Genomic DNA, 23,514 nt, shown 5'->3' with positions numbered 1-23,514 from the left:
GAATTTTATTAAAAATAATTTCTTTCACTAAGTTTTTTTTGCCCTGCTATAAAGTAAATGACAAAACTTAAAATTGAAATAATTATAAGTGAAGATTTTAGCATGAAGTTTAAATGATGCATGTAAGAAAAAAGTATGATAGATACGATTGATAAAGTTAGGTACATTTTCACAAAGAATGTTATTCTTATATCAATTAACTTTATTGCTATTTTATATCTAACTATATTAACAATAATTACAGACACCATTAAGCCTAAAACTGCTCCATTAATTCCGTACAGATAGACAAAAAAAGGCATTAAACCCACTAAACTTAAAAGCTTAATTGAATTGACCAAAGTACTTAGCTTAGGTTTTTCAGCAAGATTAAAAATAAGTTGATATTGGCCAAAAAGCTGATCAACAGCAACACCTGCTGATAGCCATAACAAAATATGTGGTAATTTTGAATACTCCTCTCCAGCAGTTAAAGACAATATCTCTTTAGATAAAAAAACTAAAATAATCATCAGAATTGTAGCAGCGGATATATACAAGTATTGCCATATTTCATATAAATTTCGTAACCTTTGAAATTCTCCTTTATCATAATATAATGCTGAAAGTGACTGAAATAATGGCATTATTGAATAAGATATAAAAACAATATAAGATGCTAGAGTGGCTGAAAATGCATAGACTCCAAGTTCAACAGGGCTTAGCATCCAACCCAATATAATTCTATCAGTTTGGATTATTATCCAGGCAAGTAAAATACTAGGGACCAAAAGATATGAAAAATTTAGAAATGTATCTTTATTTTTTAGTTCAACCTTATCTCTCTTAATTAATTTCTTTTCCAGAATTAACCATGGATAAATAATTAGCTTAATAGAAACAACTATCAAAATATAAGAAAATATTGCATTTGATACATGAGAGAAGCTCATAAAATAAAATACACTAATTACTGCTATAACCTCTGCAAATGTCCTAATAAATAAATAGGTTATCTGTTTGTTAATTAATATCCTAGCTTTAAAATACTTATCTAAATGACTATCAAGAATTGACCCCATTGTCATAACACAAGACACCATTAATAACCACTGATACTCTCCCTTTATGTTTAACAAAGTCCCAATATTATTATTAAACACGTAAACAAATACTGATAAAACTGCCAAAAATACTGCACTTTTTTTAATTGATAAAATAATATATTGATAAGCTACATCTTTACTAGCATTGGGGCCATATCGCATTAATGCTGTGCCAAGACCCGCTCCACCTAGGGCTGTTAGTAGAGTTTGAAGAACAAGTACAAGGGACCAGGCTCCAAATGCCTCAGGACCGACTGATTTTGCTAAATAACCTATTGTAAAAATCATAGGAATTCTAGATAAAATTTCACCTATGCTTAATAGATAATTATTTTTAAAATTACTTTTTTTTTGATCCTTCATTTATAAAAAATAAATTATTTACTGAAAGTTCTGATTTGATCCAGAATTGATGATTGCATTAAAAGCTTATTCCACTCTTTTGAAAAAAGTTCATTATTAATATTTCTTGTAAAACTATCAAACATTTTTACAAAATGATTATCTTGTCCTGAATCAATACTTTCTCTAAGCTCTCCATTTTTAGATACTTCAATTAATGAATTATGTATATCAAGTTTAGAAAAAGCTTTTTCTGTCAATATAATCCCATCTTCACACCAGATCTTTATTTCATTTTTATAACTTACACCCATTGACCACTTACAAATAGCTTTTATATCTTTATTTCTAAGTATTGCAATACCTGAAGTATCTACTTCATAGTTACTGTGATGATTAATAGAAGAAAAGATTAACTCAGACTCCTTGCCTAATAAATTTAATATCGCAGAAATTGTATAAGCACCAGCATCATTTAATGCTCCTCCAGCAAGCATTTTTGAATACCTAATATCATCTTTTTTCAGATGTGGATATCCAAAATCGGCTTCGACAAATATAACTTCTCCATATTTTTTTGATTTGATTAGCTTTTTCAATTCAATAAATTGCTTATGAAAAGTAAACATGAATCCCTCCATGACCAAGAGATTAAATTCTTGAGCTAATTTATAAATACTTTGGGCTTCTTTTAAGTTAGCAACTGCTGACTTTTCTACAATGACATGTTTTTTATTTAAGAGACATTTTTTTACATGTTCATAATGTAATGCATTTGGACTTCCAATATAAATCGCATCTATTTTATTGTCAGCAAGTAACTCATCCTCATTAGCATATGCTAAGCAAGCATATTGATTGCTTTGACTTATAAGTGTCTTTTGATTCCTTGTTAAAATTCCAACTAAATTTACGCTGTTACTTTTTTCAATAGCAGGAAGTATATTACGAATAACATGATTACCAGAACTCCAAACAGCTATATTGATAGCACTCATAAATGAGAAATAATACTTCTAATATGGGGCCCAACCCAACTATTTTCTTTAATTAGAAACTTAATTTGATATAGTGATAACCATTTAAAGGAAGATGGCATTTCTGGTAAGACAGTATTATTATTAATTTCAACAATCATTCCTTTATTTTTTTTTAAATACAATCTACCTCCATCTTCAGACATCCATTGATCGAACAAAACTTTACTATTTAAATAGCCTGGGTTTTCAAAAAATTCAGAAAATTTAGGTTTATTGCCTCCATGAGCTCGCTTTAAATTACTAAACGTTGCCTGAAGAGTTGGACTTATTTGAACTTTATCTGGGTTTCCTGGCTCAGCTTTTGCTTCAACTAAATAGTATGGAACAGAGTTAATTTTTTTTCTAAGAAGGCCCAATAGGCCACCATTGTAGCCAACTTGTGTAACTATAGGTTGGTCCCAACCCCCTACCACCTCACGTTTCATAGTGTTTTTTATTCTCAAACCTTGTATATAAAAAAATTCTCCACTTTTGTGCTCTAATACTCCTTTTATCTCATTATAAGACCAGCCATCACAGTCCATCAAGGAAATCTCTTCAATTGTCATTAAACATTGATCTTGTTGCTCTTCAAACCATTGTTTAATTGTATCTATAGTGTCTAGTTCTGACCAATCCTTAATACCTTCAATAACTGCTTCATTTCGAAAACTCTCTGCATCTTCGTTAGCAATGTTTAGTGAAAATATAGTAAAGTCCTTTAGTGCATCTTTAAAATTCATAATCTATATTCTATAAGTAATTTAATTATCATTTGTGAAATCATGAGTGAATCCTCTTTAATCATATTGTGATGAAGAGGGAGCCTTAAAAGTCTTTCAGAATATTCTTGAGTTAATTTTAAATCTTCTTTGGAATAGCCCATTTTAATCCCAACTTTTGAAGAATGAAGAGGAACATAGCCAATATAAGCATTAATATTATTGTCTAATAATGAAGTGCGTACAAAGTTACACTCCTCAATCGAAGCAAAAATTAGCCAAAAAGCATGGTAATTTATCTTAGAATCAGCTTTAACCTTATGAAAGTGCAAATTTTTAAAATTTTGATTTAAAAAAGCTTCATAGTAGCCAAGAAAAATCTCCTCTCTTTTAATCAGATTCTTTTCAAATGACTTTAATTGCGGAAAAAGAAAGGCAGCTTGTAATTCAGTTGGATAGAAACTGCCACCAATTTCAACCCATGAATACTTGTCTTCAAGCCCTTTTAGAACTTCTTGCCTATTAGTGCCTCGTTCCAAAATATGCATAGCTCTTTGATTAAATTTTTCATTATTTATTACTAAAGCACCCGACAATCCTGCATGTAAATTTTTTGTCTCATGGAATGAAAAACAACCTAAGTCCCCTATTGTTCCAAGGTGACGATCATTCTCTTTTGACCCATATGCTTGTGCAGCATCTTCAATCAAATATATTGATTTACCATCACAAAGCTCTTTAAATAATTCAGCACTTGCTCCAAATCCTCCATAATGAACAATAATAATAGCTGTTGTTCTATTTGTTAATTTCTTAGTAACATCATCAATGTCAAGCATCATTGTATGAGGATTAATTTCAGCAAAAATAATCTTAAATCCCACCTTTGCAAAAGCTGCAGCAGTTGAAGTAAAAGTATATGATGGCAGAATAACTTCTTGCTCATAATCCCAGTCTCTTAGCAAAAGAGCTGCCATTTCGAGAGCAGAAGTACAGCTATCTGTTAGAAGTACATTTTTAGCACCGACTCTATCTTTAATTATTTTCTGGCACTCTTGAGTGTAATACCCATTCCCATAAAAACTATTTCTTTCAAATACATCTTTTATATATTTTTCTTCATCACCAGAAATATAAGGTTCATTAAAGTTAATAACTCTATTATTTGGCATTTGTTATACTAATAGTCTCATTTTTATCCAAAATAGTTCGACTACCTCCAGATAAATTTGCGTAAGCCAGGATCATTACCCCCATGATAATCAATGCATAAGCTACAATCTTTATCAGATTTATTTCCTCACTAAAAATATAGTAGCCTATCATCCCACTTATAACCACTGTAAGTATATTAGCTGGAATTAATACTGAAAATTCAATTTTAGATGCTGCAATAAACCAAAATAATAATGCTAAGACGAGCAAGAAAATGCAAAGATAACTCAGAGGGTCTTGCAAACTTTTAATGATACTTCCACTATACTCAATAGACAAGCTTTTCAATATAGCCTGAACTATTGAAATTAATATAATGACAATTAATAAAAATATATAATATTTAATCATTAGTAATTTTTTTTACAACATATTGTGGCTTTTTATTTAAAGATAGATAGGATCTACCAATATATTCACCGATAATTCCCAAAGACAGAAGAATTAAGCCACCTAATAATAACTGCAATACAATCAAAGAAGTCCAGCCTTCAATTACATTATCAGATATAAAGTACTGAAAAATATAATATAGGCCTAATAAAAATCCAACAATAGATGCAATAAAGCCAGCCATTGAAGCCAACCTTAAAGGAAGCACAGAAAACCCTGTAGCATGCTTTAAAAATACTGATATAGATTGCCTGATATTGTAATTTCCTTTACCTTTATATCGTTTATGATGATTAATTGGAATTTGTGTTATTAAGTTTGTAGTTCGGCATATCAGACCATCCACATATGGATAAGGCCCATTATGCTCAATAACTGAATTTATGACCAGGCGACTAACTACTTTAAATGGTGACAAGTAAATATCTTTAGGTTTATTGGTTAAATACTCTGAATGCTTTGAATTTATATAGCTACCAATATTCTTCCACCAAGACTGATGCTTATTTGCGCTAAAATTTGCATAACAGACATCCCAATCATTTGATATTTTATCTAGTAAAATAGGAATGTCATAGGGTGAATGCTGCAAATCATCATCCATAATAACAACATAATCGCCTTTAGAAGACTGTAAACCAGCCATAATAGCATTATCTTGCCCAAAATTATTAGCAAGGCAAATACCACGAAAGGTGTTCAATTTATTACAAGCCTTTTTAATCTCATTCCAACTGTTATCATGGCTACTGTCATTAACAAGAATAACTTCAAATTTATATTTTTTCATTGCGTCACAAATTTGAAGACAAAGCTCTGGAATTATTAGTTCGCTATTGTATACGGGTATAACTATACTAACTTTCACATCATCTCCAAACTATTGGCAAACAAAAAACTTATTACTGATTAATTTTAAAATAATAATTTAATCTAAAATGGATTGAGCCTAATCATAATAAAGAAAAAATGTATTTTCCATAATTATTTTTAGATAGTCTTTTTGAGATTTTCAATAACTCATCCCTTGAAAGCCAGCCATTATTGTATGCAATCTCTTCCAAACAAGCAATTTTATAACCTTGCCTAGCTTCGATTGTCTGAACAAACATTGACGCCTCTAACAGACTCTCATGCGTCCCAGCATCAAGCCATGCAAAACCCCTACCAAGAGTTTCAACATTTAATTGATCGTTATCAAGATACATTTGATTTAATCCAGTAATTTCTAATTCACCTCTTTCTGATGGAATGACTTCCTTTGCCATTTGAACTGCTGAATTATCATAAAAATATAATCCAGTAATAGCGAAATTAGACTTTGGATTCAAAGGTTTTTCTTCAATACTAATTGCATTTTTATTATCATCAAACTCTACAACTCCAAATCTTTCAGGGTCATGTACCTGATAGCCAAAAATAGTTGCCCCAGTTTCACGATTTATAGCATCTTGTAAAATAGGAGTAAATCCATGCCCCCAAAAAATATTATCACCTAGAGTAAGGCAAACATTATCAGTGCCAATAAACTCCTCACCTATAACTAAAGCTTGTGCAATTCCATCAGGATTTTCTTGAACAGCAAATTTAAGATTAATTCCAAAATTACTACCATCTCCTAAAAGCCTTTTAAAAGCTGCAGCATCATGAGGACTTGTAATAATTAATATATCTTTTATACCAGCCAACATTAGAATTGATATTGGATAGTAAACCATTGGTTTATCGTAAACAGGTAAAAGCTGTTTAGAAATTCCATAGGTTACAGGATTAAGTCTCTCACCCAAACCACCAGCCAAAACAATACCTTTCCATTTAATCACTTGCCCTCTCCCAACCCAAGCCGCTCTCCTTGATAACTTCCTTTTTGAATGTTCTCACACCAAAGAGTATTATGAATAAACCATTCTACAGTCTTTCTTATTCCCGTCTCAAATGTTTCAGCTGCGCTCCAATGTAGTTCTTTTGAAATTTTAGTAGAATTAATAGCATAACGCTGATCATGCCCAGGCCTGTCTTCAACATAACTTACAAGTTCAGAATACTTTGAAATTCCTTTTGGGTGATTCGGTAATAGCTCATCAAGAAGTTTACAAATTTCTATAACAACCTCAAAATTAGTTTTTTCATTGTTTCCACCAATATTATAAGTTTCCCCATCCACTCCTTCATGCATAACTTTCATTAAGGCTTTTGCATGATCTTCTACATAAAGCCAGTCACGAACCTGATTCCCCTTCCCATATATAGGAATTAATTTTCCATTAATGGCATTCATAATGACCAAGGGAATTAATTTCTCAGGAAATTGATATGGACCATAATTATTGGAGCAATTAGAGATGACTACAGGCAACTTATATGTCCTATTCCAAGCTCGAACTAAGTGATCAGAACTTGCCTTAGATGCGGCATATGGAGAGCTTGGTAAATAAGGAGAATTTTCTTCAAATAAATCTTCATTATTTTTGAGATCTCCATAAACCTCATCTGTAGATATATGATGAAATCTAAAGTTATTTTTTTTATCAACGCCTAATGATGTCCAATAATTTTTTGAAACATCAATCAAATTAAAGGTACCAAGTATATTTGTAGTTATAAAATCTTTAGGTCCATCAATAGACCTATCTACATGGGATTCTGCAGCTAAATGCATAATTTTGTCTGGCTGATAGTGATTAAAAATTCTTGTTAGCTCGGTGCGGTTGGAAATATCAACTTTTTCAAAGAAATATCGAGGTGAATCATCTACTTTTAATAATGAATCCAAATTACTAGCATATGTCAACTTATCAATATTAATTACAGTATGCTCAGTATTTGCAATAATATAACGAATAACACTAGAGCCTATAAAGCCTGCACCACCAGTAATCAAAAAAACCATCTTAAATCTCTCCTATATTTAAATACATTATAGAAACTTATTTAATTGATTAAATTTTACATCCCAATCATCAATAACTTTTGAATTAATTTTAATTTCACTTTTAAGATTATTTTCATAAACAACAAAAGGATAATTTAGATATAAAATTCCATATCCGTCAAGATTTTTCTCATATTCTTGGACATACTCAAAACTAGATATAGTATTTATTGATTTAGCTCTTTTAATATTATTTGTATAAAAAATATACCTTGTATTAATGATAATATACTTAGGTGGTCTAGTCTTGTCAGTTATGAATTTTAAAAAGTTTGCCTGATAATTCGCAAGATATAAACCAGTTCTATCATCCGAGAGTATATGATCATTATGATTTAAAACTAAAAGTGGCTGTATTTTTTTAACTAATTGATTTTGATCTTGATAGTACTTAAATTGCCAAGGCTCTTTCAAAGAATATATTCCCGTAATTAGAACTATATTTACCAAAATAAATAAAGTAATCCTTTTTCTTGAAAAAGCCCCATACTTCTTTAAAATTAAAAATATCACAGGTAAGACTGGAAGAACATAATGCTCATGAGTCCAATATGACATGACAGTTCTATCTGAAAGAATACAGTATGAAAAAATTGGAAAAATTAATAGGGCATAAGTTAAAAAATCATTCTTACTAATATTTTTTAAATCAAAAAGAAATATAAATTGGATAAAAAAAGCTGAAATAAGTGCAATCTTAACCATAAAGGAATTAAAAAATATTTCAAAAAAAACTTTAATATTGCCATTTAAAATATGAGAATAAGACAAATTTAGAAGATTTCCAGTAGTGGAATGAGCAAATAAAAATTGGCGACCAAAGAGGTAGAGCAAAAAAATAATAATTGATGTAGAAACATAAAAAATAAATTTTTTGTCCCTACTTTGATAATATATAGCAAGTAAGAAAAAAGGAAGAATTATCCAGAATTGAATTTTTAACAGAAGTAATGGTAAATATATAAGTATAGATTTATGATAATCATTTTTAATAAAAGCAAAAAAATATGCAGCCATTAAAATAGGAGGAGAAATATAGATTGAGTTCCAACCATTGAAATTTAAGGCATAGTGAAAGATTACAGTGGTAGAGCAGAAAAATAGTATGAAAGATTTGAGGAAATTTTGATAATTAAACTTACCAAAATATAGTAAATAAAAAGTTAGAAACCAGCTCAAATATGTTAAATAATATAAAACATATGAAAACAGAATAGGATTCCTTATTAAAGCCAAAGGACTTATAAGAAGCAATAAACTATGTTCTGAGAAATTGTGCCTATCATTAAAAGAAGTTACGAATTCACCAGAATGGATAAAGTTATACAAAGAATTTATCCAATAACCTTGATCTGTTACCCCCATTAATTGAAAAGGTATTAATAATATGGTTAAAGCAAGAAATAGTAACGAGAAAGCAAAAACTATTTTTGAAATATTTCTTAACATCTAATTAATTCCTTAAAAACAATAAGTTAAAATCTTTCAACAGAAAATTATTAAAGAAAAAAGAACTGAAAAATTATGAAAAAAATTTAAGATAGGCTCTAGAGATGGCTCTCAATATCCAATTAGTTACGAAATATAATCTCCATTATAAGAAATTAGTGATGATTTTTGAATTTTTGGAATAGATTGAAGATTCCCTGTAAAGCTAATCTTTTTTTCTTCACTAAGTCTTATCTCAATAGCAAGTTCAGTTGTTTTTTCAGTTGTGGTTTCAGACTTAATATTAACTTCACCAAATAACTCTTTTAACTTTTCTTTAATAAACTCACTATCTGAAGAATTGAAATCGAGTATTAATAGATAAGGTGAGTGCGAAGATTTGTATTTTGAAAATAAAATAAGGGCAAACCCAACTACAATTGACCCAACTATTGATATCTTAAAATACCCAGCTCCATTTGCAATGCCAATAGCAATAGCCCAGAACATAAAAACAATATCCATACTGTCCTTAATAGCCGTTCTAAATCTTACTATACTCAATGCACCGACCATTCCTAATGAGAGAATAATGTTTGAAGATATAGTCATGATCACCATTGAAGTAACAATTGAAACTAACACCAAAGAAATATTAAACGATTCCGTATAAAGAACACCTCTAAAAGTCTTTTTATACATGTAGAAAATAAATGATGACATTAAAAAGGTGGATACGAGTATTACCAGTATATCGCTCACACTCATAGTTGAAGAAAAGCCATCATCTAGCAAGCTTTTCTTAAACACATCTACGAAACCTAATGATTCATTCATAATTTTTTCAATTAATTATCTTCCCAGGAGTTTAATTTTGTAAATTTTCTACAAATAACAAATTTAGAAATAGCATACCTCGTAGAGGATTCAATTTGTATTGCATTTCTAATAACGTCAGGCAAATAATTATCATATTTTACCTCCATTATTAATTGAGGTTCCTCAATAACTCGTACCATTTTTAAATCCTTGTCAAATAATGAAGTTTGATATAAGCCAGATTTAAGGTCTTTATCAAACGTTACTCTAACATTTCCAAGTCTGTATGTGAAAGGTTCTCTAAAATAATCAACTATTACTGAGGGGCGATAATTTTCTGATCTTAAGTCAGCATAAAAAGAATTTTGTAATTTATTTTCTGCTTCTTTGAGGCTAATTATATCACCTTCTAAAATTTTTTGACAATCGGTATATTTAAGAAGTGAAGAATATTTTCTAATGAACTGGCCAACTCTTTCTTTTCTCTCAAGCTTAATAATATTTTTTTCCATATTATATATTCTTATTCTGTATTTTTTTCTCTGCAAAATTCCAGACTGTTTTTCAAAAATTCCTGAATTTTTGAAATTATCAAAATACAAACTTCTTATGTGGTACTGATTTTTGGATAGTACATTTGAATCATATTTCATAATCAAAGAAAGTCTTCGCCTTAAGACTTCATATTCATGGTAATTTATAAAATATTTAAATTCATGGCGAAAAATTTTCTTATTAGAGCTCATTATATAAAGGTTTATTTTTCTCAATAATTAATAAAATTTTATTTCTAAGTGAACTTAGTTCATCTGATGAGCTATCTAAGAGATATTCATTTTTTTGAAATGTGATAGATTCAGAGGATAGCTCTTTAAATAAAGATGGCTGGCTATAAAATAATTTTTTATTATACAAGCTAAAGTTAATCGAGTTATTTTTAAACCTTGAACCTATCGAAAAAGCATTAGACCCATCTTTAATTGCCACACCAATATTATTTCCCTCTATAGAATTATTTTCTAAAATTGAAGACGAAGACTCTCCTATGGAAATACCCTTATCATAAAAATTATTAAAACTGTTGTTTTGAATCAGTACCATAGAATTACTTAAATCTAACCCATCACCATTAGACTGTTTAGAAATTTTATTTGCTTTACTATCAATCATAAAAGAATTTCCTAAAACCATACCAATACCATTATCAAGATCAACTTGATCTGAAAAATTATTCTTGAAGGTATTCTCAGCTATGTAAAAACTGGAATCTTTAATATTCAGTCCATCTTCGCCATTATTATTAAAAATATCAGAATCTTGGATAACTACAAACTGATGGTTGTAAATCGATAATGCACCACTTAAATAAGATCCATTAATTTCTGCTTCACTTCCTCCTGATAATTTCAAATGGCTAATAGCTACTCTAGAAAGAGAATTTCCAATTACTCCTAGAACTCCAAATGGTGATTGTAATTTTTTAATCAAAACTGGTTCTTTTTCTGTACCTCTTATTTCTAGTCCACCATAAATAATAATTGAACTTCCATTTTTAATACTGATAGATACATCTTTTTCAATAATTAGATTTAGGCCATAAGGTAGCACCAAATTATCATTTATTTGATAATCTCCTGATTTAAGAATAATAGTTTGTGGATTATCAACTTTCAGGTTTAGATTTTTATTTTCTGTTAAAAATAATTGGATATCTCTTGTAATATAATCAAAAGAGAAATTTTCTATTTCTGGAAGGAGAATAAAGTAATTATCCTGGGAGCTTATTTCTTTTAGAGAAAATGAGTTTAAGAATTTTGGATTAAAACTTTCAATATTTAAACCAAGCCCAGTTAATGTAAAGTTGCTATAGTATGGTGAAACTTCTAGGTTATCCTGAATAATATTTTTAAATTGATAATCCTTAAAAAATTTATCTATAGAGTTTTTATGTACTTTGACAACTTGAAAACTATCATTAATTTCCACATACTCTGGAATTACCCCAACTAAATTTAACTTTTGAAGAATAATATTGACATTAGCATCAGCTGAAATTGTTAACTTATATTTGCCTTTTTTAATATTCCTTAAACTAGAATAAACTTTGTTGTATTTAAGATATTGCTCTATCTTATCTAAATTTGATTGGAGTCTAATTTTTCTTAAAGAAAATGGTATTTTCAAAATTTGGTCACGGTTTTTGATTAACTCTCCTAAATAGAAATTTCTTTGAGTTAATGTTTCATTATTAAACATTTTTTTTCTATTAGCCTCTAAAGACTCATAAAGTTTATAATCAAAAGTTTTACTGTAACCCTCTTGTAATGGATTAATTTTTTTTATTTTGCAAAAATTTTCTTCTTTATCAAAAGATAAAACTCTAGAGGCTTGAACTTTTGAATAATTATCTCCCTCAAGTAAATGAGGATCATTACAACTATAACTGTATGGAAGTTCTATTTCATAATCATATGAAAAAACTATAAAAATAATAGTTAAAACTATTATTATTAAAGCTGATATTTTTTTAAAACTCATAATAAAACTTCTTGCCAGTAACCATATTGGTTATCTCTAAGTCATTATTTATAGCATCATCAGAAATTCTCATGCTATTTTTTATTGGGATCAAATCTGAATTTATTTTTGCAGCAATAATCTCATCTATACCATTTCCTTGTAATCTTAAGGGAACGTTACTATCATTTTCAAATAGGATTATATTACCTTTATCTTCGTCATAAGCCCTATAAATATTGTATTCGGTTCTCTCTAAATACTCACTTATAACTTCAAAATTAGCCCATAAAGCTTCGAATTTCTTATAATCATCATAAACTATTGTTTTGCCACTATTATGATGTGTTGGATCAGATAAGATTGCGCCCTCATAAGTCTCACGCATATCTTTGTACAAATCTATTAGCATTTCTTTTTTTGATAAAATTCTCCATAACTCTTTATTTCGCCTAAAACGAAAGTCATCGTCTTGAATTAAATTAACAAAAAGTTCATTTTGATAAATTTCATCTATTAAATATAGATTTCGATCTAACGAAACTCTTCCATCACTTTTGGTAATAGGAAAGAAGCTATTTTCAATACGAAAATTTCTTGAAAACCTGCCAGTAGAAGTATTGTAAAAAAGTGACTCATTATCCCCATAAATAGGATCATTAAATAGCGCTCTAAGGGCTTCAGTCGTTGATAATCTCTGCAAATCAAGCTTGGCTTTAATAGTTTTAATATCATTACTTTTATGAAGTTTTTCATATGTTTCTAGCTGACCTAGATTTCTTTCAGAAAGATTTTTAAAGTTGGTATATGCAATATTCCACGTATAAGGAAAAATATGATAACTATTATATTGATGGTCTTTTTCATCAAAGGGCTTTAGAATGTCATAACCCGCCATTCCATTTTTTTCAACTAATTCTTTAGATAGCTTTTCTTCAAAAAAATATAACCCCTGATTAATGCCATTTATTGATACTTTAACAATGTCAACTTCTACTCTATACCCAAGAAAAATTTCTTGAGCCTTATAACTGAATATTGCAGGTAAAGAAGCCTCATTCATTACAATTAAGGCAAACCTTCTCATTTTTTTATAAAGATTATCTTGCGAAAGTTTTACACTGAATGATTTCTTATCTCTAAGAAAATGAGCTAAGTTATTACCATGAAATTTTAGCTTTCCATTATAAGTAATTGAGTTTATTAGAAGCTTCGTATCAACCCAAGGGTTGTTATTAGCGCTCATAAATGGAAGATTCAAGTAGGATAAATCACTATATGAATTTTCTATTGTCTTATTAAGTTTGTTAAATTCTCTTTTATTTATATTAATGTCAATATTTATAAGATCTTTAGAAGATAAATTTAGCTCGCTAATAAATGGATTAAATGCATCCATAAATTTATAAAAGTAATTATTAGCTGTATAAAGTACAGGGTAATTTTTAGAATATAGAGCAATTTTATTAGACAACAAATTACTGTTAAGGTAGAAAAAAATTGGAACAAATAACATACCTATTAAAATTTTTGACTTAGTTTTCAAGCAAAACCTTAATTATTCTTTTTGAAGCGTTGCCATCCCAATATTTTGGTATTTTTTTCTTATGAACACTTTGTGCTAGAACATCATCAACATTTTCAATAATATCGCTATATTTTGTTCCAACCAACCTATTTGTGCCTTTTTCAACAGTTATAGGTCGCTCAGTATTTTCCCTTAAAGTAATACAAGGAACTCCCAGAGCAGTTGTCTCTTCTTGCAGTCCACCACTATCAGTAAGTACAACTTTAGCATCCCTCCAAATATTCAAAAACTCCATATATGGCAAAGATGAAATCAAAAAAATATTTGAACTAAATTCAATATTGAATTTTTCTAGATTTTGCTTTGTGCGAGGATGTACTGGAAAAATTATGGGTAACTTATTAGAGATTTTATTGATAGCTTTTACAAGCTGACTTAATTTTTCCAAATTATCTACATTTGAAGGTCTATGAAGTGTTACAACACCGTAATTACCTAAAGTTTTTTTAAGTTTATTAGTTATGAATATTGATGAATCCATTTTATTTAATTTTTTTACTTGATAACTAAGATTATCAATCATCACATTTCCAACATAATGAATAATAGCTCTGTCATGTCCTTCATGCAACAAGTTATCAACTCCAGCAGGTTCAGTTACAAAGAATAGATCCGAAATAGAATCTGTAACCATTCTATTTATTTCTTCAGGCATCTCATGATCACCACTTCTGAGGCCAGCTTCAACATGAACAAGTTTAATGCAAAGCTTTTTAGAAACTATAGCACAAGCAAGTGTTGAATTAACATCTCCAACAACTAAAACAATGTCTGGCTTATAGTTAACACAGTCAGCCTCAAAATCAATCATTATTCTTGCTGTTTGTTCTGCATGAGTGCCTCCCCTTCCGTTTAGATAAATATCAGGCTCAGGAATACCAAGTTCACTAAAAAAAACATCATTCATTTCAGAACTATTATGCTGGCCTGTATGAATTAGGCGATAAGTAAAATCCTTAGAAGCCTTCTCTAATGCTCTTACTATTGGAGCTATCTTCATAAAGTTCGGCCTAGCACCAACCACTAATGAAATAGATCTTTTAGTCATTATAGTTTTTTATTTTTATAATTTAAATAGATACTAACCAAAGCACACAAGCAGATTGCAGTAATTAACATAATACCTGCATATCTATATCTGACAAGTGCCCCTACATTTGGGTAAGCATAAACAGGGAATACTGTAAAAAATAAAGAAAAAGATATCATTACCCAAAATTCAACTTTACGCCTCCATAAGTAAATTGCAAATACAAGGCCTGAGAGTGATATATATATAAATAACATTTCAATTTGAACAATCGTCTGCATAATTTGAGATTGTAATGACCTATACATTTTAAATTTTTCATATAAAAATGGCCGAGGAAAGGGAGCCAAATAAGCAACTTGAAGAGCCCTAGGAAGGTATTCAAGCATCTTAATAGAACTATTTAAGTCTTTATCACTATCGAATGTTGAATTTGCATTAGACTGGAATAGATAAAAATAGCTCCTTTGATCATAGATTTTTTTAAATTTCTGATCGATATAGTATGGTATTAAGGCTGTTTCTTGCCATACACGTGATTCATATTTTTCAAAAAGCTGGGACATATCTTTTTGAATATAGGGGTTAAAATTAACTTCTTTAGCATAGGCTATAGCCTCAGCATCACTTTCACTAATGATTCTTGGGATAATATCACCATCCACCTGAGTGCTTGTTATATTTTTATTGATGAATTCATACTTAGCTTGCTTAGCTATAAATTCCATTTCAGTTTTGATTTCAGCCATCATTTCATCAGCTGCTATTCCTGCAGCAATCTGAGAATCAAATAAAGCCGTTTCTTTTTCCAACCTTTCTTGAGGGGATAATTCTGAAGCTTTGCTTTCTTCATAATCGAGTAGTTCTGAAACTTCACTTTCTTCATAGCCGGGTAGTGCTGAAGTTAATTGTTTTTGGGAAGCATTAATCTTTTCTATAGCAACCATTTCAGCCTGAGTTTCCTTCATCATTTCATCAGCTGCTATTCCTGCAGCAATCTGAGTATCAAATAAAGCCGTTTCTTTTTCCAACCTTTCTTGAGGTGATAATTCTGAAGCTTTGCTTTCTTCATAATCAAGTAGTACTGAAGTTAATTGTTTTTGGTAAGCATTAATCTTTTCTATAGCAACCATTTCAGCCTGAATTTCCTTCATCATTTTTTTAGAGGCTCTTTCAGCATTAAACTTGTCTACTTGAGATAATAATGATTCTTTTTTCTCAATGACATCATCATCCTTCTCCCAGTATCGATTAACACTTTTTCTAAGAAGGCCAGCTTCGTCGAGTGCTTTTAATTTAAGAATATTCATGTTATTTTCTTCCTCTGCATCAGCTGTATAGCCTGACCAAGTTGCAGAACTCATCTTTGGTGTTACATCCTCGGTAACAGAAAGAAGTTGCAAAATCATGTAAAGTAAAGATAATTGAATAAAAATACTAATTACTACCAAACCTAATTTAATTTTTCTTTTAGCTAATTTATAAACCAGCCAAATGTTAAAACTAATCAATAAGAGTACTAAGTATAGATAGTTCAATTCAACCATATAAGGTCTAATAACGAAAACAATCGCAAAACTTATATATATCAATGTGGCAGATAATAATTGTAACTTTATGCCTGCTTTAATTGAGTTTGCTTTCAAAATCCCAAATAAACTAACTACTCCATAAAGCATAATGAGAGTCGCATTAAGGGTAAAGACGTCTTTTAGTATTTGAGATACCCACATTACAGATGAGGGAAAAATCAAATATGGAAGGGCTGAGAAAAATGCAACACTTCTTTTGATGCCTAATTTCTGCATTAACAAAACAATGCACAAACTACCAAAAGCATGAAGAGAACTATAGAGTGGGATTAAAATAAAGGGCTTAGAAATTCCAAAAAAAGCATAAATCGCTGAGGTAACTCCAACCAAACCAAATCCTTGAGGATATAGACTCCAGTAGCTCCAGCCATTTACAGCTATATACGTAGCATAGAAGTCAGACCAGTATTGATATACAACCCAGTCACCTCCATACATTACCCCAGACCCCCTATGAAAAGATGGGAAAATTAATGGCAACACTATAAACTGAACAACTAAAGATATAATGGAAGAATAAATAAGGAAAATAATCCATATTCGAGATATTTTCATATTATTTACTTTAGCTAATAATAACTTCATAATATTTTCGAACTAAAACCAATCATGTAAAACACCTTCGCAACTTTCTATAATAGATTCTTTATAGGATTTCTGATTCTCCCAATGTTTAAATGCATTATCACTCAACTTATAATATGAATCTTTAGATTCCAATAACATTAAAATGTCTCGCACAGCCTCAACATTAGATTTAATAATAATTGCATTGTCACCATTACAGTATCTTGAGATTTCTCCTACAGCTGTAACAATAGGAACAAGGCCCAATTTCATGGATTCCATTACAGACATTGCAGCACCCTCATAAAGGCTAGTTTGAAGATAAAAACATGATTCTTGAGCATGCTGCCTAATTTCTGAAAAAATTGTCTCATTATAGAAGAATACAGAATGGTTAATTTTCAAATCATCACATAGTTTTTTAACATCTCCTAGCTGGCCTCCATCTGACCCAATAATTTTAAAAGTTGCTTTTGGATAAAATTTTAAAATTTTTGAAAATATTATAATCGATCTAGTAACTGCTTTTTCACGGCCAACCCTACCCCAGAAAATAAACTTTGGCTCAACACTTTTAATCTCAAGTCTTTCAATAATTCTTGAGTCAAACGAAACTACCCTTCCATTTTGTATTTTTTTTGAATAATTAAATCTCTGATTCAAGGATGTAATTGAGTCAGCCCAAACTTCTGTAGATAAAAATAGAGCAATTCTTGAAGACAAAAAATCAACAAAATGGACGTCAGCTTCACTATGAATAAAAAATATGAGTTTAGTACGAGGTCGAAAAAGTTTAACAAAAATACCGACTACTTGTGATCTCCATAATGAAATAATTAATACATCAGGTTTAATAAAAACTATTTTTTTAATTGAGTTAAATAGTTGAGATAAGCTATAAACTTTTGATTTATCTTTAAATATATACTCTATGTTGAATTGATATTTATTATTAGATATATCTCTAATATTTTTAACTGCAACTTCAACACCCCCACTAATTGAATCCACTGGAATTAAATAAGTAATGTTTATCATTAATACTTTTAATTATTCCAACAATAGCGCTTGGATTGAAAATCACGGCAAATCTCATTAATCACATTTAACCGATAATCATCTTCATAAACCTTTAGCTTCTGTTTACCTGCAATAACCAAATTTTTCTTAAACTCTTTATCATGAATTAATTTATTTATATGGACCGCCATGCTATCTGGATTGTTTAAATCTAATAATAATGCTGCGCCCTCAACTTGTTCACGCAGCCCATCTAAATCAGAATAAAGAACTGGTACACCAAGAGTAAAAGCCTCTAAAGGTGGAATATTTGTTGGGCCAAAATAGGTCGGCATTACTAAAGCAATTGAATTATTGTAAATATGCGGCACCATTTCATCTTCCACAAATCCTACAAAGATTAGCTGATCTAATATATCCAGCTCATATGCAATTTTTTTTACATATGCAAGATTTCCTCCATCACCGCCAGCAAAAACAGCGCTTATTATTACTCCATAATTTTCTTTTAATATTTTCAATCCCTGTAATATGTATACGTGATTTTTATGGGCCCAAAATTGTGCTGGATAAAAAATGTAGTCTTCAGGGATACTATATTTTTCCCTGATATTGATTGCTTTATCATAATCCCCATCAATAAATTTTTTAATATAAGCTGCTTCACTAAATGGCATAACATAAGTTCGGTTTTCATCTACTCCATAGCGACGAATAATGTTTTCTTTGCCTAACTCAGATTCAGCCATAACAGCAACTGCCTTTATAAGAGTTTTTCTATAAGACGACTCCCTTTCTTCAAAAGTACGGTTATATCTAACTTCAGGAAATTCAGGATAATCTCTATGACATAGGTCCCAAACAGTCGTTATATAATTAAGTTGTTCAAGATAGCCAGCCCAGCCTGAAGGCGAAATGAAATAAACAAGATCAATATCTTTATCAACTAAAGCCTTTTCAAAAGAATTAAGCCCAATAAGCTTATTTAAAAATTTCGCGAGCTTTTGTGAAGACACAATTCCACGAATCTTCAGAAACAAGCGACTTAATTTTGAAATATTCAAATAAATTACCTCAATACCAAGTAACTTTAAAGTGTCAACATTTTCTAAATGATTGGTAAAAAATATGGGATGACAGTATTTATTATTAACTTTTTTCACTAAAGTAGCCGCATTAATTGCCTGCTGGTATCCTCCACCAACATTAAGAATCTGATCAAAAATAACTGCCATTCTAACTGGTGAAACGCTATCTAGTGATGATTGTGATTTATTCATTTCATCTTGCCATCAAAAGTATCTATTTTATACAGCTCAATTTGAGAGTACTTGTAATCTGACATTAAAAAATATTCTTTAGCTTTTTTAATATAGCCTTCTTCTAAGCTAATTAAACCTAAATAATATGCAACAAGATCAGTGATATCATTTCGATTTGTATCTATTATAGTATGATTATTTTCTCTTTTATAATTTAAGAGTAGGTCAAGTAGTAAAGCCTTAGATGCCAAGTAATTTGCGTCTTTATAATAAAGGATTGCAAGGTTATATTTAGATTCCTTTGCCCAATAGCTATTTGGAAATTCTTTTATTATCAATTTATAAGAATTAGTAGCGCTCTCAACTCGATTTGCCAAACTGTAGTTTCTTGCTTTATAGAAAAGTCTAAAAGCATTATCATTTGTGTCAGAATAATTTCTAATCCACTTACTGCCTTGATCACTTATTTTTTTTATTCTATCAGACTCTAGGTACTGATCCTGCAACCAATAATAGTACTTATCCCCAAAAACTGAAAAGGCATACACTCCATAAACTTCAAATAATCTTCGGAACAAATTATAAGAGCGATATTCTATAAACTCAGGGCCAATACCATTCTTCCATCTAACTTCATTTTCAATAAAAATATTTTGATAGTTATTACTAAATGAAAGTGGTTTTGATGATTTTGAAGATGCTTTAATAATCCCCATAAAATCATCAATATTTGGATTTTTCAAATCTTCAATACCCAAATATTGACCATCATTATCTAAGAATATAAGACTAGAATATGGATCAACAACTATCCATTTATTAGCTACTCTTACCTCAGAATATGTATGGCCCTGAACATCTCTAAGTCTTGTTTTACTAACTCCAGATTTATTTAATAAATGCATTAATAGAAATGCCTGTTGATCACACCAACCAACACCTCTAACTAAATCAATAAAGCTATTTCTATCAACTACTTTTGAATTTTTATAAGTATGTAAATTATTTGCTACATACTCAAACATATTGATAAGAGTAGCATCTTTGCTATTACCAATTAAATCTTGCGCAACCTTAGAATATGTAATCTCTCGATAATAAAAATCTGAAACCTTTTCGGGTGCAAAAGGAATAATAAACGCAGGAAGAAGAAGAAACAAAATAAGCACGCTCATTGAAAAAAATAATTTTTTCAAATTAGTGGATTTAAGTAAATAACTCATCTTCCAAAAAAATATCCCAGATGCATTATTAAAACAAAAAACCTTACCAGTTTAAATCTTTTAAAGTAACAAATTTACATCCTGCTTTTACCAAATCGGGGTTATTTTTTTTAATATCATCTAAAAAATTCCACGCCAAAACTAAAATATAATCAGGAGTGCTAATTAAAGCCATTTCTTTTGCCTTAATAGGAATCTTCATTCCAGGCAAGAAGCGGTTATGCTTTAACTCATTATCTTCAATAATATAATCTATGTGTTTATTGGAAATACCATAGTAGTTTAGAACAGTAGTTGCTTTAGCTGGGGATCCATATCCAACAATAGATTTACCGCTATTCTTAACTTCTTCAACTTTACTTAAAGTTGAGGACTTAAGGCCCTCAATATTCTTACTAAAATTTTTATAAACTTCGAACTCACCCATTCCAAAAGTAATTTCTGAATTAATAAAAGTAGATACTGAAATATCAACTTCAGCATTTGACTTATTTCTTATATAGACCCTAATAGAGCCTCCATGGGTATCAACATGCTCAACTCTAAACAATTGTAGATTTTGCAATTTAAAGAAGTTATTAAGAGAAGTTACTGACCAATAGTTAACATGCTCATGATAAATATTATCGAAAGTAGTGTCTTTCAAAGTATCTAATAAATACTGCACTTCTATTACAAAGACCCCATCACTTTTTAGAAGTTGAAACACATTTTTTGCAATATCTTTCAAATTATCTGCATGTGCAAATACATTAAAAGCTGTAACTAGATCGGCATTCCCTTTATTTTTTATTATCTCATTAGCTACATCTTCATTAAAAAACTTAGGAATTGTTTCAATACCATTTCTATTAGCAATATCAGATAAGTTTTTTGCAGGATCTACGCCTATAATTTTGACACCTTTCTCCTGTATAGGCTTCAAAAAGACACCATCGTTACTTCCAATATCTACAACTAAAGAATTAGATTTCAGACTAAAGTCATTAATCAATGTATTAGCAAGATTTGCAAAATGTTCTCTAAATGTTTTATTTGTTGAAGAGACATAAAGATACTCATTAAACATTTTTTCTGGTGGAACTACAACAGAAAGCTGACAATTAAAACAATCAGGACAATAGTTTAATTCTAAGGGATATAAATCATCAACAGCATCAATAGAGTCTAACAGGCTATTTGCCAAAGGAGATAATCCAAGCGAAACTACTTGATTTAACCTTGGATTTCCGCAGCATCTGCATTCAGCCTTATAATGGTTAACTATAAAATTATTCAAATCCTTATTCACAAGTTCATAAGGCATAGTATGTGTTACACCATAATTTTCATGCTCTCTCTCACCTCTTACCAAATTTAAGAAAATTGAGTCTTCTAAAAACACCATTGTATGTGCAACATTAGGATGTATTGAAGAAAGATCACCAGCGTTCATTATTTTTGTTTCCATAACGGCATCTGAAAAAGATAAATCTTTCAGAACACTTATATACTTTCCCTTTATCAACAGACACTTTTGCTCCTGTATTGGATGAAAATGATTTGCCCTAACCGTTCCTGCTTTTGATTCAATATAACCAATAAGATTAATAGGCTCACTCAACTCATAGTTACTTATTTTGCCTCGCTCATCAATATATTCATTGCCTCCCTGCTCAATATTTTCTAACTCAGAATATTTTTCTTTTTTAGACCAATTCTCAATCATCTCCTTAATTGCAAGTTTAACTGGGTGTTTGAATTCAAAGCCCACATCAAGTAACTTTTGTTTTGACATTGTATATCCAAGATTTGGCACCTCGTCATCAGTTTTAATAATATCTACTTTTGGAGCAAATTCTTTGCAAATTTGAGCAACATCTTTAACTGTAGTGTTATCACTTGAACAATGAAATATTTCTCTCTTAACTGAGTCATATTCTGCTAAATATTTTAAGCACCGAGCTACATCAAATACTGTAACAATACTTTTATGCTGTCTACCTCCCGAAAACAATTTAATTTGCCCTTCTTGAGATGCAATTTTTGAAAAAAGATTGGGCATTATATTAATTCTCATTGTATCTAAAGAATAGCCAATTACAGAACCTAATCTGATTATTACGTAATTTAATTTTGATTGAATTAAGTCGTTTTCAGTCTGAACTTTACCTTTAGCATAAGTAAGTACTGGCTTTACTTCTTCATCTTCAGTAACATTAAACACCTCAGAATCAAAACCTTCAAAAACAACATGTGTAGATGGAAAAATAAATTTACATTTGCTAGGGCAATTCCTCATAACGATTCTTGAGCCATTTTCACCCACGTTTGTTATAGCTGCGTCTTTTACAGTATCTGACTCAGTATTTGTATAGGCAACATCTGTTATACCTGCAAGATGATAGACTATATCAGCATTCTCAAGAGTTTTTGAAATAAGCTTTTCATCTAGTATGTCTCCATGAATAAATTGTATCCCCCAATCTCTAAGCTGTTTTACTCGCTCTGAAACAAATCTATTATCTAGAACAACAATTTCTTTAAATCGAGCTTCGCCAGAATATATCTTGCATAATTCAGTTCCAATATATCCAAGGCCACCAGTAATAACTACTTTCATTTTTTCTCCCAAATTAAAAATCTTTATTTTATCAATTAATATATTTGATTTTTTTTATAAAATTGCGACAAATTTTATCCTAGCTTTAAATCAAGAAAAAATAAGAATCAAGATATTATTAACACAGAAAATTACAAAAAATTTATTATACAGATATG

19 protein-coding genes are annotated in these 23,514 nt (G+C 29.9%); all 19 read right to left on the bottom strand.

Annotated elements, in window-relative coordinates; translation table 11 throughout:
• Positions 1–8: 8 nt before the first annotated feature.
• Positions 9–1,448, bottom strand: coding sequence for a lipopolysaccharide biosynthesis protein (locus tag ABXT51_RS01925; protein WP_416695902.1), 1,440 nt, complete (start codon positions 1,446–1,448; stop codon positions 9–11).
• A 14-nt stretch (positions 1,449–1,462) separates the two neighbouring features.
• Entirely contained in the window at positions 1,463–2,425 is a 963-nt protein-coding gene (locus ABXT51_RS01920; protein ID WP_416695901.1) for a Gfo/Idh/MocA family protein, read from the bottom strand.
• The gene (locus tag ABXT51_RS01915; protein WP_416695900.1) at positions 2,422–3,189 is read right to left on the bottom strand and encodes an NDP-hexose 2,3-dehydratase family protein; all 768 of its coding nucleotides are present in this window, start codon (positions 3,187–3,189) and stop codon (positions 2,422–2,424) included. Before ABXT51_RS01915 ends, ABXT51_RS01920 begins: the two co-directional genes overlap by 4 nt.
• Positions 3,186–4,340, bottom strand: a complete 1,155-nt coding sequence (rffA, locus tag ABXT51_RS01910; protein ID WP_416695899.1) for a dTDP-4-amino-4,6-dideoxygalactose transaminase — start codon at positions 4,338–4,340, stop codon at positions 3,186–3,188. Before rffA ends, ABXT51_RS01915 begins: the two co-directional genes overlap by 4 nt.
• The gene (locus ABXT51_RS01905; protein WP_416695898.1) at positions 4,330–4,734 is read right to left on the bottom strand and encodes a hypothetical protein; all 405 of its coding nucleotides are present in this window, start codon (positions 4,732–4,734) and stop codon (positions 4,330–4,332) included. The genes rffA and ABXT51_RS01905 overlap by 11 nt, the downstream gene beginning before the upstream one ends.
• Positions 4,727–5,644, bottom strand: coding sequence for a glycosyltransferase family 2 protein (locus ABXT51_RS01900; protein WP_416695897.1), 918 nt, complete (start codon positions 5,642–5,644; stop codon positions 4,727–4,729). The genes ABXT51_RS01905 and ABXT51_RS01900 overlap by 8 nt, the downstream gene beginning before the upstream one ends.
• Before the next feature lie 85 nt (positions 5,645–5,729).
• Entirely contained in the window at positions 5,730–6,596 is an 867-nt protein-coding gene (gene rfbA, locus ABXT51_RS01895; protein WP_416696287.1) for a glucose-1-phosphate thymidylyltransferase RfbA, read from the bottom strand.
• Positions 6,596–7,666, bottom strand: coding sequence for a dTDP-glucose 4,6-dehydratase (rfbB, locus tag ABXT51_RS01890; RefSeq protein WP_416695896.1), 1,071 nt, complete (start codon positions 7,664–7,666; stop codon positions 6,596–6,598). The genes rfbA and rfbB overlap by 1 nt, the downstream gene beginning before the upstream one ends.
• A gap of 27 nt (positions 7,667–7,693) precedes the next feature.
• Complete coding sequence (locus tag ABXT51_RS01885; RefSeq protein WP_416695895.1) at positions 7,694–9,157, bottom strand: hypothetical protein; 1,464 nt, start codon at positions 9,155–9,157, stop codon at positions 7,694–7,696.
• 126 nt (positions 9,158–9,283) lie between these two features.
• Entirely contained in the window at positions 9,284–9,973 is a 690-nt protein-coding gene (locus tag ABXT51_RS01880; RefSeq protein WP_416695894.1) for a DUF4956 domain-containing protein, read from the bottom strand.
• 11 nt (positions 9,974–9,984) lie between these two features.
• Entirely contained in the window at positions 9,985–10,701 is a 717-nt protein-coding gene (locus tag ABXT51_RS01875; RefSeq protein ID WP_416695893.1) for a polyphosphate polymerase domain-containing protein, read from the bottom strand.
• The gene (locus tag ABXT51_RS01870) at positions 10,691–12,493 is read right to left on the bottom strand and encodes a right-handed parallel beta-helix repeat-containing protein (protein WP_416695892.1); all 1,803 of its coding nucleotides are present in this window, start codon (positions 12,491–12,493) and stop codon (positions 10,691–10,693) included. Before ABXT51_RS01870 ends, ABXT51_RS01875 begins: the two co-directional genes overlap by 11 nt.
• Complete coding sequence (locus ABXT51_RS01865; protein ID WP_416695891.1) at positions 12,483–13,871, bottom strand: hypothetical protein; 1,389 nt, start codon at positions 13,869–13,871, stop codon at positions 12,483–12,485. The genes ABXT51_RS01870 and ABXT51_RS01865 overlap by 11 nt, the downstream gene beginning before the upstream one ends.
• Before the next feature lie 136 nt (positions 13,872–14,007).
• Positions 14,008–15,108, bottom strand: a complete 1,101-nt coding sequence (wecB, locus tag ABXT51_RS01860; protein ID WP_416695890.1) for a non-hydrolyzing UDP-N-acetylglucosamine 2-epimerase — start codon at positions 15,106–15,108, stop codon at positions 14,008–14,010.
• The gene (locus tag ABXT51_RS01855) at positions 15,108–17,267 is read right to left on the bottom strand and encodes a hypothetical protein (RefSeq protein WP_416695889.1); all 2,160 of its coding nucleotides are present in this window, start codon (positions 17,265–17,267) and stop codon (positions 15,108–15,110) included. The genes wecB and ABXT51_RS01855 overlap by 1 nt, the downstream gene beginning before the upstream one ends.
• A gap of 12 nt (positions 17,268–17,279) precedes the next feature.
• Positions 17,280–18,287 carry a glycosyltransferase family 4 protein gene (locus ABXT51_RS01850; RefSeq protein ID WP_416695888.1) on the bottom strand — a complete coding sequence of 336 codons (1,008 nt, stop codon included), beginning with the start codon at positions 18,285–18,287 and terminating at the stop codon, positions 17,280–17,282.
• 8 nt (positions 18,288–18,295) lie between these two features.
• Positions 18,296–19,549, bottom strand: a complete 1,254-nt coding sequence (locus ABXT51_RS01845) for a glycosyltransferase family 4 protein (RefSeq protein WP_416695887.1) — start codon at positions 19,547–19,549, stop codon at positions 18,296–18,298.
• The gene (locus ABXT51_RS01840; RefSeq protein ID WP_416695886.1) at positions 19,546–20,706 is read right to left on the bottom strand and encodes a tetratricopeptide repeat protein; all 1,161 of its coding nucleotides are present in this window, start codon (positions 20,704–20,706) and stop codon (positions 19,546–19,548) included. Before ABXT51_RS01840 ends, ABXT51_RS01845 begins: the two co-directional genes overlap by 4 nt.
• Positions 20,707–20,797: 91 nt before the next feature.
• Complete coding sequence (locus ABXT51_RS01835; RefSeq protein ID WP_416695885.1) at positions 20,798–23,356, bottom strand: NAD-dependent epimerase/dehydratase family protein; 2,559 nt, start codon at positions 23,354–23,356, stop codon at positions 20,798–20,800.
• Positions 23,357–23,514: the final 158 nt, after the last annotated feature.

The organism is Candidatus Pseudothioglobus sp. Uisw_050_01, assembly GCF_048085775.1.
Lineage (GTDB): Bacteria > Pseudomonadota > Gammaproteobacteria > PS1 > Pseudothioglobaceae > Pseudothioglobus.
Note: the sequence above shows the minus strand (reverse complement) of the source record. Positions and strands in the feature narration are given on the sequence as shown.

Excerpts from the sequence above, each read along its gene's own strand:
- ABXT51_RS01925 (WP_416695902.1), bottom strand. The coding sequence starts at position 1,448 with ATGAAGGATCAAAAAAAAAGTAATTTTAAAAATAATTATCTATTAAGC.
- ABXT51_RS01920 (WP_416695901.1), bottom strand. The coding sequence starts at position 2,425 with ATGAGTGCTATCAATATAGCTGTTTGGAGTTCTGGTAATCATGTTATT.
- ABXT51_RS01915 (WP_416695900.1), bottom strand. The coding sequence starts at position 3,189 with ATGAATTTTAAAGATGCACTAAAGGACTTTACTATATTTTCACTAAAC.
- rffA (WP_416695899.1), bottom strand. The coding sequence starts at position 4,340 with ATGCCAAATAATAGAGTTATTAACTTTAATGAACCTTATATTTCTGGT.
- ABXT51_RS01905 (WP_416695898.1), bottom strand. The coding sequence starts at position 4,734 with ATGATTAAATATTATATATTTTTATTAATTGTCATTATATTAATTTCA.
- rfbB (WP_416695896.1), bottom strand. The coding sequence starts at position 7,666 with ATGGTTTTTTTGATTACTGGTGGTGCAGGCTTTATAGGCTCTAGTGTT.
- ABXT51_RS01885 (WP_416695895.1), bottom strand. The coding sequence starts at position 9,157 with ATGTTAAGAAATATTTCAAAAATAGTTTTTGCTTTCTCGTTACTATTT.
- ABXT51_RS01880 (WP_416695894.1), bottom strand. The coding sequence starts at position 9,973 with ATGAATGAATCATTAGGTTTCGTAGATGTGTTTAAGAAAAGCTTGCTA.
- ABXT51_RS01875 (WP_416695893.1), bottom strand. The coding sequence starts at position 10,701 with ATGAGCTCTAATAAGAAAATTTTTCGCCATGAATTTAAATATTTTATA.
- ABXT51_RS01870 (WP_416695892.1), bottom strand. The coding sequence starts at position 12,493 with ATGAGTTTTAAAAAAATATCAGCTTTAATAATAATAGTTTTAACTATT.
- ABXT51_RS01865 (WP_416695891.1), bottom strand. The coding sequence starts at position 13,871 with ATGGATGCATTTAATCCATTTATTAGCGAGCTAAATTTATCTTCTAAA.
- wecB (WP_416695890.1), bottom strand. The coding sequence starts at position 15,108 with ATGACTAAAAGATCTATTTCATTAGTGGTTGGTGCTAGGCCGAACTTT.
- ABXT51_RS01855 (WP_416695889.1), bottom strand. The coding sequence starts at position 17,267 with ATGAAGTTATTATTAGCTAAAGTAAATAATATGAAAATATCTCGAATA.
- ABXT51_RS01850 (WP_416695888.1), bottom strand. The coding sequence starts at position 18,287 with ATGATAAACATTACTTATTTAATTCCAGTGGATTCAATTAGTGGGGGT.
- ABXT51_RS01845 (WP_416695887.1), bottom strand. The coding sequence starts at position 19,549 with ATGAATAAATCACAATCATCACTAGATAGCGTTTCACCAGTTAGAATG.
- ABXT51_RS01840 (WP_416695886.1), bottom strand. The coding sequence starts at position 20,706 with ATGAGCGTGCTTATTTTGTTTCTTCTTCTTCCTGCGTTTATTATTCCT.
- ABXT51_RS01835 (WP_416695885.1), bottom strand. The coding sequence starts at position 23,356 with ATGAAAGTAGTTATTACTGGTGGCCTTGGATATATTGGAACTGAATTA.